Origin of the sequence: Enterobacter cloacae complex sp. 397G4, from assembly GCF_050031515.1 — a bacterium.
Classification (GTDB): Bacteria; Pseudomonadota; Gammaproteobacteria; order Enterobacterales; family Enterobacteriaceae; genus Enterobacter; species Enterobacter hormaechei_C.
This window is the reverse complement of record NZ_JBLGWE010000001.1, coordinates 584,449-600,834: the sequence shown is the minus strand read 5'-3', so window position 1 is coordinate 600,834 and position 16,386 is coordinate 584,449. Positions and strand designations below refer to the sequence as shown.

Sequence of the window (16,386 nt, the reverse complement as noted above, 5' to 3'; positions counted from 1 at the left end):
CGAAAGGGAGAGGACGGATGAAGCGAAAAACAAAAGTGACGATGAACGATATTGCGCGGGCGGCAGGGGTGTCGCAGGCGACGGTATCGCTGGTGCTCAACCAGTCCCGCAACATCAAGCTCAGCGACGACACCCGCCAGCGGGTGATTAATGTGGCTACCGAGCTCGGCTACGACCGCCTCCCCGCCGTTCACGCCCCGCGCAACCAGGAGGAGATCGCCCTGCTGGTCAGCTCCATGCAGAGCTTCGACCCGTTTATCGACGCCATCAGCCAGGCGCGGGAAGCGGCGTGGCGCAACGAGACCCTGCTCACCGTCTACGACTACGGCGACGACGTGGAGCTGGCCCTGAACATCATCCGCCAGCTGGACAAGCGCAACTGCATCGGGATTATCCTTGCCTCTCCGGTCACGAACGTCGTCGATATGACGGCATTCCAGGACTGCACCCGCATCCCGCTGGTGCTGCTCAACCAGCGCGACCCCGGCTCGCCGCTGCTGCCGTCGTTTATTCCGGACGACTACGCCAACGCTTTCCAGGTTACCAGACACCTCATCGCCTGCGGCGCCACGCGCATCGCCCACATCACCGGCGAGAGCTGGATGGAGGCCTCGCGCCAGCGTCTGGCGGGCTACCAGGCAGCATTACAGCAGGCCGGACTCGCGTGCGACGACGGCCTGGTGCGCCAGACCAACTGGCAGTTCAGCGAGTCCTTTACCGCAACAGCTTCCCTGCTGGAACTGGCCGAGCGCCCGGACGCCATCTTCTGCGCCAGCGACTGGCTGGCGATTGGCTGCTATCAGGCGCTGGCGGTGAACGGCGTGCGCATTCCGCAGGATATGCTGCTGGCGGGCTACGACGACCAGAAGATTTCCGAGCAGCTCACCCCGCCGCTGACCAGCATCCAGTTGCCTTACAGCGAGCTGGGACGGCTGGCGGTGGAGTACCTGTGCAATCAGGAAGATGCCGCCACGCACGTGACGCTGGCGGGCAGGCTGAAGGTGCGCGCCTCAAGCCTTGTCTGAGGTAAACACCATGCCCGCATAGGGCTTCTCGCGACACGCCGCCAGCCGCGCGGCGAGGCTACCCACGTGCAGCTCCAGCTTGTGCCCGTCCGGGTCGAGAAAGTAAAACGATGCCCCCTCGCTTTTGTTCTGCTTCCAGACGGTGACGCCCGCCTGCTCAAGCCTTTGCGAGAACGGTTCAAAATCCGCTTCCGCCACGGTAAACGCGTAGTGGGTATAGTCGCTCTCCTGCGGCGGCACGTACCGGCGCGCCTCGTCGTACGACAGGCAGACCCACAGATCGCCGCAGGTGAGATAGGCCCCGGTATTCCAGCGGGCGTGCAGCGTCAGCCCCAGCAGCTCGTGCCAGAAGGTGACGCTTTTTTGCAGGTCGCTGACCGCGAGGGTCAGGTGGTTGAGAGATTGCAGCATGACGTGCCCCGCATGACTGAAATTTAGTTAATTGATCTTACCTCTACAAGCCTTTTCAAAAGCATTTCGGAGTAATTTGCATTAAGTGAACTCCATATTTAGCCCCCCCCCATAATTGACAGCAGTAGATGCAAAGGATCTTGTTATATGATACTCGCTATCATATACCTCGGACATATAACCAAATGAAAAAAATCATAAAATACAGTTTAAGTAATCTTCAGACATTCATGATTTCTTTTTTCTTAATAATTATCGGTTGTAGTATAACGCGGTATACCAGCCTTGAAACCGCATGGCTTTTTTTGTTGGGTGGGCTTTTTTTAGCATTTATATCACTTCTGGAAAGCAAGCGTCTTTCGCGCGTTGAAAAAGGGGTTTCTCTCATTTTCTTTGGGATATTCATGGGATTAGGAATTCCAGAACTGTTCCAAAAAAACTATAAAGACTTAATGACCCCTGATTTCAACGAGAACCTTGCTATATTTACTCAAATGGCTTTTTTTGTTTGTGCCGGAGCCGGAGGAGGTGTACTCGCCAACCATGCTGAGAATATTAAGACGGTCGACGTCACACCAAATACGCAAAATGGAAATGTTGATACAGCATTAAACTATATAAAAACATTGCAAGTAGAAGCCATATCACAGCGTAAAAAGATAGAGCAGTTAAGGTTAGTTATAATCGTAGCTGTAGGCTTGGGTTTGGCAAACCTTATCGTAACCATTTTAAAGTAGAGCAGGATGCAATTGAATTGTTCAATAATTATGATACTGTAGTTCTATGAACATAAACCACGCCGTGCTCACCGTAAACCGCTGGTGGCTGCCTTCTTAAAGGCGGCACGGAGTTGTTTTCCTCATTTTCAGATAGCCGCCGAAAGGCGGCTTTCTCACATCTAAGACCCCTTTCGGCATTACAACGTTAAGGAGTCTTTATGAACGCACCAACCATTCTCACCGGCGATCGCCCAACCGGCCCGCTGCACCTCGGTCATTTCGTCGGATCGCTGCGCCAGCGCGTGGCGCTTCAGCAGACGCACAACCAGTTTGTGCTGATTGCTGACCTTCAGGGGCTAACCGACAACGGCAGCAACCCGCAAAAAATTCGCGACAACATCCCCGAAGTGCTGGCCGACTACCTCGCCGCGGGCATTGACCCGAACCAGACCACCATCTGCCTGCAGTCCGCCCTGCCCGCCCTTGCAGAGCTGACGATGCTGTATATGAACATCGTCACCGTCGCCCGCGTGGAGCGTAACCCGACGGTGAAAAACGAGATTGCGCAGAAGGGCTTCGCCCGCTCGCTGCCGGTCGGGTTTATGGCCTACCCCATCAGCCAGGCGGCGGACATCACCGCGTTTAAGGCCGAGTGCGTGCCCGTCGGCGACGACCAGCTGCCGATGATTGAGCAGACCAACGAGATTGTGCACAAGATGAACAGCCTGCTGCCCGCCCCGGTGCTGCGCCACTGCAAGGCGATGCTGAGCGACACCAGCCGCCTGCCCGGCATCGACGGCGGCGCCAAGATGTCGAAATCGCTGGGCAACACGCTGCACCTTTCGGCCAGCGAAGAGACCATTCACCGTGCGGTCAGCGCCATGTACACCGACCCGAACCACCTGAAGGTGAGCGACCCGGGGCAGATTGAGGGGAACGTGGTGTTTACGTACCTTGACGCGTTTCATCCGGACAAGGAGAAAGTGGCGGCGATGAAGGCGCACTATCAGGCGGGTGGGCTGGGTGACCGGGTTTGTAAGAACGAGCTGGAAACGTGCCTGCAGGAGCTGATTGCGCCGATGCGGGAGCGCAGGGCGATGTATATGCAGGACAAGGGCGAGCTGATGGCGATGCTGAAGCGCGGGACCGAACGGGCGCAAGGGGTGACGCAGGAGACGTTGAGGGAGGTGAAGGTGGGGCTGGGGGTGCCGGTGTTTTGAATAGATAAAGTGATTGAGGCTGGGCGGCGGAGTGCGTGGTGTTAGCACAAAGCCGCTTATTATTTCATTTAATATAATATTAATTCCGCCAATAATTCTTAATTCATCGTTTAGATATAATTAATTGCTTTATCTACATTAATATCACATTGATATTACCCTTTATAATAAATTTAAAGGGATACTATGGCTGATGTAGAAGATATAGCCCGGAGATTATGCAACATAATCGCTTCTCCTGATACAGTTACTGGGCTTATAAATGGAGGGCTATCTGTACCGCTAGATTATGGATATCTGGTCTATGGAATCTTTGACACGGATACCAGGTATGCTCGTGAAACTCAACGTATAAGAATGATGACTGCCATAAAAAACGACATTTTGAATTACGAGAACATTGTCAACGCAGTTAAAATTATTTTTAAAGCATTCAATAGATATTTAACCGAGGATGAGCAGGATAAAATATACAGATCTGTAATGACTTCAATAGCAGGTAGAATATCAACCAATATTATTGCATCAACAATCGCAAAGCATGTTATTGAAAGAACGTCCTTCACGTTTGTTGTTTTCAAAGGGAAAAATAACCCAATCACGGCACTGAGCACACTCCTTTTGTTTGGGGGAATGGCTGAACGATCAATAAGAACATCTGACAGACTCAAAGCAGAAGCCCCAGAAGTATATCAACTTCTGAGACCAAGAGACTATGACTTACTTTATTTTCTGTTCGCTGATGCCGTCCAGCCTTTCGTAGATGCTATCCATGCAGGTTATTCAGAAGGAAAACCTGTATTTAATCAAATCATGAAGAAAGTTAATGAAAAACTAACTGCACACACTACGGCAGGCGCGTATGAGTAAGTTTATCACCCCAGTTATAAACCTGCTTCTTTGCTCATATTTAGTTTTAGCCTATATCCTTAGCTGGGTTGAATTCGAAACCTGGCATGATAAAACAATCGCCTTTTGCATCATTACCCTAAGCGCTTACATTATTTCATTAATAATGAATAAATTACTGCCAGGAAAGATACGTATTTTTGGCGGGCTCCTGGATGTGTTATCAGGTCCCTTAATGATCATCGGGGCATTTGCTTGTATAGCTGTCCTTGAACCATGGCCGCTGAAAATAATTGGCTTATTCATATGGGTCGTGGCGATGTTGCACCTACCTTCTTTTGTAAATATAGATGAGGAATAATCATGTCAAATCCAGCATATCTATGGTTAACCGATGCTAATGGCTCACCCGTCGTAGGAGGTTCCATGGTGTCCGGTCGGTTAGGTGCTATTGAATTAAAGGCAGTCGCTCATCACCTCACCATTCCTGTGAGTGGAAATACAGGCCGACTAACAGGTACCCGTGTACATACACCGATTGCTGTTCAGAAAGAGTTTGATAAAACAACTCCGGTTCTTATCAGGGCACTGTGTGAAAACCAAACGCTAAAATCGGCTACGATCAAAATGTATCAAATTGATGATGCAGGAATCGAGAGAGAATATTTCAACATTATCCTGGAGAATGTAAAAATCACGGGGATTACGCCAAATCTGTTCCCGAGTTCTGGAACAGGAACGCATTCAGAGACGATCGAGCTAAGATATGAGGCAATCACCTGGAAACACTGTGACGGGAATATCGTTTACAGAGATGCCTGGAATCATATGGCGATCGCCTGAACTGACTTCAAAATTTCTCGGGCCGAGGTAACGTTGTGCTTGTCGGTCTGACCAAGCGGAACGCCGCCGGAAAGCGCTGGCGATGATTTCCACCGCTTTAAAGGAGAGCATCATGATGGAACCCACTCTCTCACAAGTTATTGAGGTTGTTCGAAACTCCTCAGGGGAGCAGCGTAAACCTATCGATAGCAATACGTTGATTGAGGCCGATTTGCATATTTGCGGTATGGACGGCGAAGACCTACTGGAAGACTGCGAAGAAGCGTTTGGCGTTCAGCTTGCCACGGAAGAAGATGGCTATATGAAAACGTTCTCTCTCGCAGAAAATGAGTATCTGTTTACGGGTGAAGGTATAGACTTTTTTGGCATCTGTCGGTTTATCCGCTGGGTACGTGGCATACCCGAACCTGTTATACGTGATTTAACCGTCGGCGAACTTCACGCTGTGCTGGTTAAGGCTGTGAAAGAGCAGGTAAAGCACGAGTGATTTTTACTTACAACGGGCATGGGATGACATGCCCGTTTTATTGCTTCACGGATTACATTGGATGGGAAGCACAGTTACTCCACTATCGCCTGCCCTGTTCCACGCTTAACAGTCGGTATATCACCGGTATCATTCAGCGCCCCCGGAAAGGTTTTCAGCCACTGGGCGACTTTATGCTTATTGATATTCACCACGCTCATACCTTCCAGGCATCCCCATAATTCTCTTGTATGCTGTGGTGTAATCACAATGCAGTCTTTCATGGCGCGGATTTTTACCGGCATGCCGTTAATAAAGCCAGCACGGGTTAACCACTCGCCGCCCAGAAGAAGATATTTCATGTCTATGCGAGCATAGAGTTCGCAGCAGGCGGCACTGTCCTGCGGCGTTTCGGCGCGGGGATGGACGGGCGCTGCGTTGGGCGGGTTGCCGTGTAAACGGCGGGCGCTGTTTTTGCGGACCAGCTCGCGGTTTTCAATCATGCCGGTGAAAGCGTCTGATTCTGTTTTGCAAACGGTAAACTCTGGCTTAAAATTCTTCGCAGCCATTTTCAACTCCTCGATAGTTGGTTGTGGTTAGCGGTATGGGGGTGTTGCAGCACCTTCATATCGCGAATTCCTCGTTAAATATTCTTCAATATATCCTTTGCCGTTCGGCGTAATTTCTGGTGCTCATTATACAAAGCTGAATATAAATACAGCGGTTTGGTGTGGGGTAAATTTGGAATTTGCGAGGGGGATTCAGAAAATAGAGTTCTATGCGGTAAGGTCATGTTTTTGTTGATTGCGGGTTGATTGGTCTGGGTTTTGCGAGCATCATCGCAATTATTTAGCTTCTTCCGTAACGCGATGGCTTCCAGCAAAACTCTCGAACAGGCAATTGCCGATATCACCATCTGGCGCAAAGGCGAACAGCGTGCGCCGCATAAGCCTTTATTGCTTCTGTACGTGCTGGCGAACTATCAGCAGGGGCATGCGCGACTGTTTGATTATGGAACCGAGGTCCATGAGCAGCTGCTTAGCCTGTTAGAACGCTTTGGCCCACAGCGGAAGGCGCATTATCCGAATATGCCCTTCTGGCGGCTCAAGGGGGACGGGTTTTGGGATCTTCAGAATACTGAGTTCTGTTCGACCACTGGCAGTAAGCAACCGCCTGTTAAAGAACTTGTAGAGCATAACGTCGCAGGCGGGTTTGATGAAAAACACTTTGCGTTGCTGAGTAAGAACAAAAACCTGATCGGCTCGCTGGCGCAGCAGATCCTTGAAGCGCATTTTCCTGAAAGCATTCAGGAAGAGATCGCGGATGAGATGGGTTTTGATATCCAGCAGATCCGTAAGGTTCGAGATCCGCTGTTCCGCCAGCAGGTGCTGCGTGCTTATAACTATGAGTGTGCAATCTGCGGATTCAACATGCGGCATGATAACGCATCTGTTGGACTTGAAGCTGCGCATATTAAGTGGAAGCAGTTTGGCGGGCCGTGTGAGATCCCGAACGGACTGGCGCTATGTGCGATTCATCATAAGGCGTTTGATAAGGGATCGATTGGGCTGGATGACAGTATGCGGGTGCTGGTGTCTGAGGCGGTGAATGGGAATGGGATCGTTGGGCGGTTGTTCTGGGATTTTGCCGGGAAGCAAATTGCGTTGCCGATGGTGAAAGGGAATTATCCAAGTGAAGGATTTGTGAAGTGGCATAGAAAGGAGGTATTCATGGGGGGGAGTAAAAAATGGGGCTAGTTTTTGATATATCCAAAGCACAATGCTCTATGTGGCTTAATATTTATGCAAAGCTTATGAGGGAGCGCTGTCCATCAGGCTTTTCTTTAGGGATAAAGACTTCAGTACCTCTTACGACATACGAATAATCAGCAATAAATATGTTTAGTGCTAAAATGATCAAAAAATCTATAATTTATATTTGCAAATCAGCCGATTATCATAAAAAATCCTTTTTGGGATCTTTTCATTGGGGCCTTAAATGAAGAGCATATCTTTGCCACCCTATGCACCAACTTTGATCGAATCAACTCGAGCCATTGGCTATACTTTAGAAGCCGCTGTAGCCGATATCATTGACAACAGTGTCTCCGCACAGGCTTCTTGGATTGATATTTTCTTCTTCCCAACTGGAAATTCATACATTGCTATAATGGATAATGGTTGCGGAATGGATGCGCAGGAGCTAGATGCTGCTATGCGTTATGGGAGTCAAAATCCAAACGTCAAACGCACTGCAAATGATCTGGGACGTTTCGGGCTTGGTTTGAAAACAGCGTCACTTTCTCAATGTCGGATCCTAACAGTGGCTACGAAGCAGGGAAAACATATAGAGGCAAGGCGCTGGGATATTGACCATGTAATCGAAACTCAAGATTGGTCTCTTTTAATTCTTGAATCCAATGATGAAATAAATAAAATTCCACGCATTGAAAAGCTAAAAGAAATTAATTCCGGCACCTTAGTTGTGTGGCAAAACCTGGATAGACTTAATGTAGGAGAGCTTAATTTTGAATCTTCAATGGGCAAAAAAATGGACGACATTCGCAATCATCTATCCTTAGTTTTTCATCGTTACCTAAGCGGGGAGTCGGGTCTAAAAAAAATAAACATTAGGATGAATAATACCGCCATTAATTATTTAGATCCATTTTTGTCTCATCGAAACACTCAGATAATGTCAGACGAATCATTACAATGTGAAGATTCAAAAATAGTTATTCGTCCATATTTGCTTCCACATATTTCAGATTTAACCAATAACGAAATTGAGACTCTTGGTGGAAAAGATGGCCTCAGAAAAAACCAAGGTTTTTATGTTTACAGAAACAAACGATTATTAATATGGGGTACTTGGTTTAGGATGATGCGTCAAGGGGAATGCTCTAAATTAGCCCGCGTACAAATTGATATCCCAAACGAATTAGACACTATGTGGACTTTGGATATTAAAAAGTCAAAAGCAATGCCACCGGAGATCGTTCGTAAAAACCTCGCACCTATAATTCAAGGGCTTGCTGAAAAAAGTAAAAAAACATGGGAATTCCGAGGAAAAAGAGAAACAAACGATTCAATAGTACATATTTGGCAACGTTTTAAAGGGAAAAATGATGGTTATTTCTATAAGATAAATCGCAACCATCCGTAAATTCAAACACTTTTTAATAACTCACAAAAAATAAAGAAAAACCTTGATGGGCTGCTAAAATCTATTGAATCTAGCATACCACTCAATCAATTATATCTTGATTTAACATCTGATAAACAAATTAAAAACGAATCTGAGTTAATCGACAAAGAGATTGAGTTAATGATAAAAGGTTTACTTGAACAATTTTCAACACGGAAAGCAAAAAATGATATGTTAGAGCAGCTAACCATAACAGAACCGTTTATGCATTACCCTCATTTAATCGAACGTTATAAAGGGGAATATTGAAATGTCAGCAAGTAACATGGAACAATTGGAAGGCATAATATCTTCCAGCACAAACAAAGAATACCCTAATACCCCTCCAACAGAAGCTCAATTTGCAGATATCGCTGATAAATTGAGAAAATTAATGGCACCTTTATATCCTGTTAGTGATGATGAATTCGATAAGCTCAGGCGGAGACTTAAAGAAAAAATCGTTGTTGAGATGGATTTAGGAACAGCAATTACTGATGAAAATCAAGAACATAAATCGTGGCTACCAGCGAGACGAGCTAATTTAGATTTTTATTTCTGGAAACGTTATAAAACATACCTAGAGGAGGCTAAAGGCTGGAATTCTCGTGTTACAGGCAGCCTTGATCGTGTCTCTGATGAGATTGTTGATTTACTAGGTGACCCTAAAAATGCTGAGCCATTTCAAAGAAGAGGATTAGTTATTGGAGATGTACAGTCGGGTAAAACAGCCAACTATACAGCCATATGTAATAAAGCTGCAGATACGGGTTATAATGTAATAATTATACTTGCGGGAACCATGGAAAACCTTCGTCAACAAACACAAGAACGTCTTGATGAAGAGTTCTCAGGAAGAAAAAGTGAGTACCTATTAAATCCTAAGAGGGATATTGAAAATATACCAGTTGGTGTCGGTAAGCATGGACATAAAAAAAGAATAGAATCATTCACGTCAGTTATAAAAGATTTTGATAAAAATATATTACGTCAAATGAGCCTGTCGTTACAAAGTGTTAACAACACAGTCCTGTTTGTCATCAAAAAAAACAAAAGCATCCTTGCAAATCTAAATAGATGGTTGAAAAGTAACAATGCTGATGCAAATGGTTTAATTGCTAAGTCATTACTTCTGATTGATGATGAAGCTGATAATGCATCCGTAAATACAAATGATTCGGAAAAAGATCCTACAGCAATTAATAAAGCGATACGCAGTTTGTTGAAACTTTTCCGTCAGGCATCTTACTTAGGTATTACCGCAACACCGTATGCAAATATATTTATCGATCCTGAAAGTGCTGACGAGATGACAGGCGATGATTTATTCCCGCGTGATTTTATTTATACGCTATCTCCTCCAACAAACTATATCGGTGCAGAGAATATATTTGGTGGTAATGAACAGTATCCTGCAAAATATAAAACCGCTCTTGAACCGATATATTCATCTGAAATGGATGATTTCTTTCCCTTTAATCATAAAAAAGAACATCATGTCACAGCATTACCACCAAGCATGATAGAAGCAATGGCCTATTTTTTGCTAGCCACTGCTATTCGTGATATAAGAGGAGATTCCAACAAGCATCATTCCATGATGATTCATACTAGTCGCTTCACTAATATCCAAAATCAAATTCGTGATTTGGCTGGGGAATGGATAATAAAGATACGCTCTGACTTACAAAACTATGCAAATTTGTCTGAAGAAGAAAGCGAAAGTATATCCAGCATCGCTTATCTTAAAACAGTGTGGGAAAAACACGAGCTAGCTTTTAAAGCAGGCACCGCCAAACATCCACTGACATGGTATGAATTTTTAAGTAAACATCTTTATAAAGCTGTGGCGCCAATTGACGTAAGATCCGTTAATCAAAAAAGCGGCTCAACCGGGCTTGATTATTTTAATCATAAGGACGATGGGCTACGTGTAATTGCGGTTGGAGGTAATAGTTTATCTCGAGGATTAACCCTCGAAGGATTATGCGTTAGTTATTTTTATCGTCGTTCTATTATGTATGATACATTATTACAAATGGGGAGATGGTTTGGATACCGTCCTAATTATGATGATTTATTCAAGATTTGGATTAGCTCAGAAGCAATTGATTGGTATGGTTACATAACCGCAGCGGCAGAAGAGTTAAAACAAGAAGTCGCACGCATGAAAAATGCAAATCTTACACCGATGGATTTTGGTTTAAAAGTTCGTCAAGATCCTGCATCACTTATAGTTACTGCGAAAAACAAAATGAGAGCAGCGACCTTCGTGAAGCGTCCAATAACAGTATCAGGACGTTTACTTGAGACTCCCCGACTGAAATCAGATACAATGTCATTAAATATTAATGAGGAAACTTTTAAAGATTTCATCAATAGGTTGCCAGAGAATGGGGTTAGGGTTACTAGGAAAGATGAAAAGTACTTCTGGAAGGATGTACATAAAGATGAAGTTGAACAACTACTTCGAGACTTTAAAACTCATCCTTGGCAACTTAATTTCCAAGGAGCTGCCCTTGCGGATTTCATAAGGGATGATTCGAATTTAGAAAAATGGGATGTACACATTGCGCAAGGTAGTGGATCTCGTTTTTATCCTTTAAATTATGGCAATCAAGAAATTTTGATTCAACCAGAATCACGTACAGTTAAAGCTGCAGGCTCTCAAATTTGCATTAGTGGAACCAAAGTGCGTGTAGGGGCTGGTGGCGCAACTAAAATTGGCTTGACCGAAGAACAAAAAAAATCAGTCGAAATCAAATTTCGGACCGATAACCCTAAGGCTCAATACATCCCAGACAAAGCATATTTATGCATACCACGAAACCCTATTTTAATATTGCATGTAATTGAAGTTGACAAAGCAAGAAGTCAAATTGAAGGTAATATAAAAGTCCCTGATTATCTCTTTGCTTTAGGGATCGGCATCCCAGCAAATGGAAAAGAAAAAACAGCTAATTATATGGTTAACCCAATTGAGCTACGCGACTATAATGATTTCATTGAAGATGAGGGAAACGACGAATGAAATTAACACCTGAACAACTTTCACAGCAATGGGATGATATAGATTATAAACAGGGTGGATTTTTACAGATTAATATCATACACCCTCTTGAGTGGCATATTGGTTATCAATCAATTAGCCAGAGAACTTTATTATTATTATGCAATGCTGATATCGAAGCTATCGAATCTTCAAAATCATTGATTGTTAGTCGTCGTCATAGAGAGAGTGACAATCGTTGGCTGTTGACCTTTGAGTTAGTAAATGACGCACAACAAGATGTATTTGCAATTTTATGTTGCGATATTATTGAACATTCAAGTGCGGCAGAAAATGAACAAGGCTCTTTAGCTTTAGTTATAAATCGATATCGACAATGGACTAGATTACTTGAGTCACAAAAAAATGGACTCATGGAGGAACATATACGCAAGGGACTTTTAGGAGAATTATTATTCTTAGAATATTACATGCAGAATTGTGATTCTAATCTATATGCAGTTAATGGCTGGACAGGTGCCGACGCTAGTGATCAAGATTTTATGTACGCAGAAGGATGGTATGAAATAAAGGCAACAGGTATATCATCATCAACGGTTACGATTTCTTCTTTAGAACAATTAGATTGTATTGACACTGGGGAACTTGTAATCATGAGAATTGATAGAGTCACTTCAAATAAAGCAGACGCAATATCACTGAATGACGTTGTTTACCGGATAAGGGAAAAACTCTTATCACACAAAGATGCATTTGAATTATTCCACCAAAAACTTACCCATTACGGCTATATTGACATTAAAGAATACTCAGATACAAAATATTACTTCTCTAAAATGGAAAGATTTACAGTTGATAAGTCATTTCCTAGAATTTTAAAAAGCACAATACCAAACGAAGTAGTTTCACTCAGTTATAAGCTAAGTTTACCTGCATTAAGCAAATGGCTAAAAGGATAAAAATGGACGCCAATGAATTTAAGATAGATTTTTTAGAAGAAATAAAAGTCAGTGCGGCTGTAACTGGGGATGGAACATGCGCTACTTTTGTATCTACTTTCGCCAATTATTTACAAGAGGGTGAGTTTTTGCCGGATTTTTCAGCTTGTTATTTTGAGGGTCTTGGTAAACATAACAGGAAACTACGTATTGATGGTTATGCATATGATGAATTCGATAAAACAATGAATCTTATAATCGCGGATTATGATGGTTCTCAGAGTGAACAGCTTCTATCGAAACAAAAAGCAAAACAGTTACAAAATCATATAATGAACTTCGTATACGAAGCACAAAATAATTTTTTCAGTCGTGGCTTAGAAATGAGCAGACCATGTTGGGACTTGGCTGATTTTATTAAAGAAAAGAAAAATGAAATACGTAAATATCGCTTCCTTATTTTTACAAATTCAGTAATAAGAACAAGCATAAAGAAAATTGAATCTGATGCTATAAACGGAATTCCTACTGAGTGTGAAATTTGGGACATTGAACGTTTATTCAATATGTGTGCGTCTGATTCAGGCAGGCATGTTGTTGAGATTAATTTTAAAGAGTATACGCCAAATGGAATTCCCTGCTTGAATGCAAGCGAGACATCGACGAGAGATTTCAAAAGTTATCTTTGTATTATACCTGGAGAAGTTTTAGCTGATGTATATGACCAGTATGGTAGCCTTCTTTTAGAGGGAAACGTTCGCTCATTTTTATCTACTAAAGTTGCAGTTAATAAAAAAATACGGTCAACGATAATTGAAACTCCAGAACGATTTTTTGCATATAACAATGGAATATCAGCTACTGCAATGAATGTCTTAATCGAGAAAACTCAAGAAGGGCAACGACTAGTACTTGCGAATGATTTTCAAATAATCAATGGAGGGCAAACTACTGCCTCTCTCTCAAATACACGACATAAAGACAAACATGATTTAAGCGAAGTGTTCGTTCAAATGAAACTCACGGTAATTGAACAAATTTCGGAGGACAAAGCTACACAACTTATTCAGGATATTTCTCGCTCATCCAATAGTCAAAATAAGGTAAGCGATGCAGATTTCTTTTCAACACATCCATTTCATATTTGGATGGAGCGATGCTCACAACGACTTTATGCAAGAGCAAATGAAAATGCCCAATTTGACACAAAGTGGTTTTATGAAAGGGCAAGAGGGCAATATCTTCAAAAACAAATGCGTTTAACTCGGACAGAGAAGAAAACATTCCTCCTTCAGAACCCCAAAAACCAATTAATTACTAAAACCGATCTTGCCAAGGTGCGCAATACTTGGGCAGGCTTTCCATATATAGTCAGTCGTGGTGCACAAACAAATTTTATGAAATTCGCTGATAAAATGGCTAAGGAATGGAGTAACCAAAAGGAGGTAGCAAAGTTAGATAATAAATATTTCCAGGAATCAGTCGCACTAATTCTGATGTTTAAATATATGGAGAAAATGATACCACATCAAGGATGGTACTCACAAGGATACCGCGCTAATATTATTACATACACAATTGCTTTCCTGCACAAATTAATACAAAAAAAATACAAGTCCCAAGAGCTTGATTTAATTGCTATCTGGGCAAGACAATCCATACCTCATCCCATTGAGAAAGCTTTAATCGAGTTATCTGAAATCGTTTACTACAAGCTCACTGAGGCATCACGCGGTGTGGAAAACGTTACTCAATGGTGTAAGCGCGAAGAATGCTGGAGGAGTGTTTTAAGCATTCCATATGAACTTTCTGATGAAATGGAAAATTGCCTAACAGAACTGAATGACTAAGATTTCGAAAATAAATTACCGATACAGCCAGTAATTATGAATATATTTTCTAACCATCGATAAATTCATTGAAAACATGGCAAAAAGGTGAGAAAATTAGGTAACTGCATTTTATATGCTCAACTATTTATGTTTCATACAGTTAATGTCATTAGGAAAAGTTGGACTCGTTTATGAGCGAACAAGTTACATCAACATCGAAATACAGCATAGTAGATTTGTTCGCTGGTGCAGGCGGACTCAGCTATGGTTTTCTGCAGACTGGGAGATTCTCGGTTAAAGCAGCATTCGAGTTGAATGCTAGTGCGCGGCAAACTTATCAACATAACCATGGTAATAACGTGGCTATGTATAGCGACGTTGAATATGCTCTTTCAGATACAATTAAAGCAGAACTTGGCCAAGTCGATGTTGTGATTGGAGGACCTCCTTGCCAAGGATTTTCAAGCGCAAACCGCCAAAAAAATCATGCGATCAGTCAGAATAATTCACTAGTCAAAAAATTCGTTCAGGCTGTTCTCAATTTACATCCAAAAGCCTTTGTTATGGAAAACGTTAGCCTTTTGCAATCGAAAGTCCATCGGTTTTATGTTGATGAGAATGATCAACACATCATAAAAAAATATAATATCGATACGGAGACTGCTGAGATCTCACTACTTGATAAGCCATTCCTTTTTGACGGGGCTATAGATGTAGTGCGCCACAAAGAAAAAATAGAAAAATATTTATGGAATGAAAAGGATTATTTCACTTTTAACGTTGTTTATAAAGTCAGAAAAAACCAAGACAAGCTAAAATTAGCTTTAGAAAAACATAAAAAAAAATTACTTTCTCTAGCAGAAAAACTGATAAATGAGAAAAAAACCAGTTTGCAAGACCCTATTGTTCACTATAATTTTCTTGCAGGGATGGTCATAAATCAGTATTTCAATAATACCACTGAAATTAGGCATACAAATCTTTTATGCACAACAATTGAACCAGTTGTTATGATCCAAAGAATGTTGTCTAAAGCCATGGAGATTCATTGTAATAATATTGTTGTAAAAGAATATTCTATAAAAAATGGCTTAACCGCTATTGTGACGTCTATGGCAGTTGTTGATTATGTTGAGTCAATACTTGGTTCTGTAGATAGCGGTTATAACATCACCAAAGGTGTTTTGTCTGCAGCTCATTTCGGCGCGCCACAAAAACGTATGCGCTTTGTTATTATGGGAATAAAAAAATGCATTGCAAAAAGCATTAGCTTACCTGTAGGTCATTTCTCTGAAAAACAATTCAGAACTGTTAAAGATGCCATAAAGGATATAGATAATATTAAAGTTGCTACCACTGTTAAAGAGGGTAGTATTGGAATTGAGCTTCCAGTTATTGAAGAACCTATTAGCGAGCTAGGACAACAGCTTCGTAATTCAAAAATTCTTTATAATCATGTTTCTACCGAAACGACACCACATGCCTTAGAACGATTTAAAAAGATTCCGCAGGGCTGTAATTTCCATGATTTGCCATTAGAACTTAAGACTACTTATTCTGATAGCTCACGAACACAAAATACAATCTATTTACGTCTCAAATATAATGAGCCTTCCGGGACAGTAGTTAATGTTAGGAAATCAATGTGGATTCATCCCATTCATGATCGAGCTTTGAGTATCCGTGAAGCCGCTCGCTTACAAACTTTTCCAGACAGTTTTGTATTCTATGGAGTTAAGGATTCTCAATATCAGCAGATTGGCAATGCTGTACCACCAATCTTAGCAAAGGCTTTAGCGCAACAATTATGTTCTTTTTTAGACCATGACATAGCCGCTCACACTGACACTTTTAGTCTATCTAGTAATTGCTGAATAAAATAAAAAG

General features: G+C 42.5%; 15 protein-coding genes. 13 read left to right on the top strand and 2 right to left on the bottom strand.

The window, feature by feature from the left end; all coding sequences use genetic code 11:
• The first annotated feature begins 17 nt into the window (after positions 1–17).
• Positions 18–1,025, top strand: a complete 1,008-nt coding sequence (locus tag ACQG1Y_RS02875) for a LacI family DNA-binding transcriptional regulator (protein ID WP_017383881.1) — start codon at positions 18–20, stop codon at positions 1,023–1,025.
• Here ACQG1Y_RS02875 and fosA read toward each other — a convergent pair.
• Positions 1,011–1,436 (bottom strand): FosA/FosA2 family fosfomycin resistance glutathione transferase, encoded by a 426-nt coding sequence (fosA, locus tag ACQG1Y_RS02870; RefSeq protein WP_063659327.1) that lies wholly within the window; start codon positions 1,434–1,436, stop codon positions 1,011–1,013. The two genes, ACQG1Y_RS02875 and fosA, sit on opposite strands and share 15 nt — an antisense overlap.
• Before the next feature lie 185 nt (positions 1,437–1,621).
• Here fosA and ACQG1Y_RS02865 point away from each other — a divergent pair, with 185 nt between their 5' ends.
• The 6 genes from ACQG1Y_RS02865 (at position 1,622) to ACQG1Y_RS02840 (ending at position 5,554) form a co-directional block, all read left to right on the top strand.
• Positions 1,622–2,173, top strand: a complete 552-nt coding sequence (locus ACQG1Y_RS02865) for a hypothetical protein (protein WP_155734017.1) — start codon at positions 1,622–1,624, stop codon at positions 2,171–2,173.
• A gap of 200 nt (positions 2,174–2,373) precedes the next feature.
• Positions 2,374–3,375: a tryptophan--tRNA ligase gene (gene trpS, locus ACQG1Y_RS02860; protein WP_063659324.1), complete on the top strand. Its 1,002-nt coding sequence runs from the start codon at positions 2,374–2,376 to the stop codon at positions 3,373–3,375.
• A 186-nt stretch (positions 3,376–3,561) separates the two neighbouring features.
• On the top strand, positions 3,562–4,245 hold the full coding sequence (locus tag ACQG1Y_RS02855) for a hypothetical protein (RefSeq protein ID WP_045339582.1): 684 nt from the start codon (positions 3,562–3,564) through the stop codon (positions 4,243–4,245).
• Positions 4,238–4,585, top strand: a complete 348-nt coding sequence (locus ACQG1Y_RS02850; protein ID WP_045339580.1) for a hypothetical protein — start codon at positions 4,238–4,240, stop codon at positions 4,583–4,585. Before ACQG1Y_RS02855 ends, ACQG1Y_RS02850 begins: the two co-directional genes overlap by 8 nt.
• A 2-nt stretch (positions 4,586–4,587) precedes the next feature.
• Positions 4,588–5,067 carry an Hcp family type VI secretion system effector gene (locus ACQG1Y_RS02845; RefSeq protein WP_040117170.1) on the top strand — a complete coding sequence of 160 codons (480 nt, stop codon included), beginning with the start codon at positions 4,588–4,590 and terminating at the stop codon, positions 5,065–5,067.
• A gap of 115 nt (positions 5,068–5,182) precedes the next feature.
• Positions 5,183–5,554 (top strand): hypothetical protein, encoded by a 372-nt coding sequence (locus ACQG1Y_RS02840; RefSeq protein WP_032620952.1) that lies wholly within the window; start codon positions 5,183–5,185, stop codon positions 5,552–5,554.
• 74 nt (positions 5,555–5,628) lie between these two features.
• On the opposite strand, the gene ACQG1Y_RS02835 is transcribed toward ACQG1Y_RS02840, so the two are convergent.
• The gene (locus ACQG1Y_RS02835) at positions 5,629–6,102 is read right to left on the bottom strand and encodes a SymE family type I addiction module toxin (protein WP_074181804.1); all 474 of its coding nucleotides are present in this window, start codon (positions 6,100–6,102) and stop codon (positions 5,629–5,631) included.
• 300 nt (positions 6,103–6,402) lie between these two features.
• Here ACQG1Y_RS02835 and ACQG1Y_RS02830 point away from each other — a divergent pair, with 300 nt between their 5' ends.
• The 6 genes from ACQG1Y_RS02830 to ACQG1Y_RS02805 all read left to right on the top strand — a co-directional run bounded on the left by ACQG1Y_RS02830 (position 6,403) and on the right by ACQG1Y_RS02805 (position 16,373).
• Positions 6,403–7,290: a phosphorothioated DNA-binding restriction endonuclease gene (locus ACQG1Y_RS02830; RefSeq protein ID WP_063659323.1), complete on the top strand. Its 888-nt coding sequence runs from the start codon at positions 6,403–6,405 to the stop codon at positions 7,288–7,290.
• Positions 7,291–7,531: 241 nt separating this feature from the next.
• Complete coding sequence (locus tag ACQG1Y_RS02825; protein WP_368740757.1) at positions 7,532–8,698, top strand: ATP-binding protein; 1,167 nt, start codon at positions 7,532–7,534, stop codon at positions 8,696–8,698.
• Positions 8,699–8,990: 292 nt separating this feature from the next.
• Entirely contained in the window at positions 8,991–11,750 is a 2,760-nt protein-coding gene (locus ACQG1Y_RS02820) for a Z1 domain-containing protein (protein ID WP_063659321.1), read from the top strand.
• The gene (locus ACQG1Y_RS02815; protein WP_368740758.1) at positions 11,747–12,688 is read left to right on the top strand and encodes a PD-(D/E)XK motif protein; all 942 of its coding nucleotides are present in this window, start codon (positions 11,747–11,749) and stop codon (positions 12,686–12,688) included. The genes ACQG1Y_RS02820 and ACQG1Y_RS02815 overlap by 4 nt, the downstream gene beginning before the upstream one ends.
• A 2-nt stretch (positions 12,689–12,690) precedes the next feature.
• Positions 12,691–14,517, top strand: coding sequence for an AIPR family protein (locus tag ACQG1Y_RS02810; protein WP_063659318.1), 1,827 nt, complete (start codon positions 12,691–12,693; stop codon positions 14,515–14,517).
• Between the two features lie 173 nt (positions 14,518–14,690).
• Entirely contained in the window at positions 14,691–16,373 is a 1,683-nt protein-coding gene (locus tag ACQG1Y_RS02805) for a DNA cytosine methyltransferase (RefSeq protein ID WP_063659316.1), read from the top strand.
• Positions 16,374–16,386 lie beyond the last annotated feature (13 nt).

Bases quoted from the DNA above. Each gene is read 5' to 3' on its own strand.
- ACQG1Y_RS02825 (WP_368740757.1), top strand. From the start codon at position 7,532: ATGAAGAGCATATCTTTGCCACCCTATGCACCAACTTTGATCGAATCA.
- ACQG1Y_RS02835 (WP_074181804.1), bottom strand. From the start codon at position 6,102: ATGGCTGCGAAGAATTTTAAGCCAGAGTTTACCGTTTGCAAAACAGAA.
- ACQG1Y_RS02840 (WP_032620952.1), top strand. From the start codon at position 5,183: ATGGAACCCACTCTCTCACAAGTTATTGAGGTTGTTCGAAACTCCTCA.
- trpS (WP_063659324.1), top strand. From the start codon at position 2,374: ATGAACGCACCAACCATTCTCACCGGCGATCGCCCAACCGGCCCGCTG.
- ACQG1Y_RS02850 (WP_045339580.1), top strand. From the start codon at position 4,238: ATGAGTAAGTTTATCACCCCAGTTATAAACCTGCTTCTTTGCTCATAT.
- ACQG1Y_RS02815 (WP_368740758.1), top strand. From the start codon at position 11,747: ATGAAATTAACACCTGAACAACTTTCACAGCAATGGGATGATATAGAT.
- ACQG1Y_RS02805 (WP_063659316.1), top strand. From the start codon at position 14,691: ATGAGCGAACAAGTTACATCAACATCGAAATACAGCATAGTAGATTTG.
- ACQG1Y_RS02845 (WP_040117170.1), top strand. From the start codon at position 4,588: ATGTCAAATCCAGCATATCTATGGTTAACCGATGCTAATGGCTCACCC.
- ACQG1Y_RS02875 (WP_017383881.1), top strand. From the start codon at position 18: ATGAAGCGAAAAACAAAAGTGACGATGAACGATATTGCGCGGGCGGCA.
- ACQG1Y_RS02830 (WP_063659323.1), top strand. From the start codon at position 6,403: ATGGCTTCCAGCAAAACTCTCGAACAGGCAATTGCCGATATCACCATC.
- ACQG1Y_RS02855 (WP_045339582.1), top strand. From the start codon at position 3,562: ATGGCTGATGTAGAAGATATAGCCCGGAGATTATGCAACATAATCGCT.
- fosA (WP_063659327.1), bottom strand. From the start codon at position 1,436: ATGCTGCAATCTCTCAACCACCTGACCCTCGCGGTCAGCGACCTGCAA.
- ACQG1Y_RS02820 (WP_063659321.1), top strand. From the start codon at position 8,991: ATGTCAGCAAGTAACATGGAACAATTGGAAGGCATAATATCTTCCAGC.
- ACQG1Y_RS02810 (WP_063659318.1), top strand. From the start codon at position 12,691: ATGGACGCCAATGAATTTAAGATAGATTTTTTAGAAGAAATAAAAGTC.
- ACQG1Y_RS02865 (WP_155734017.1), top strand. From the start codon at position 1,622: ATGAAAAAAATCATAAAATACAGTTTAAGTAATCTTCAGACATTCATG.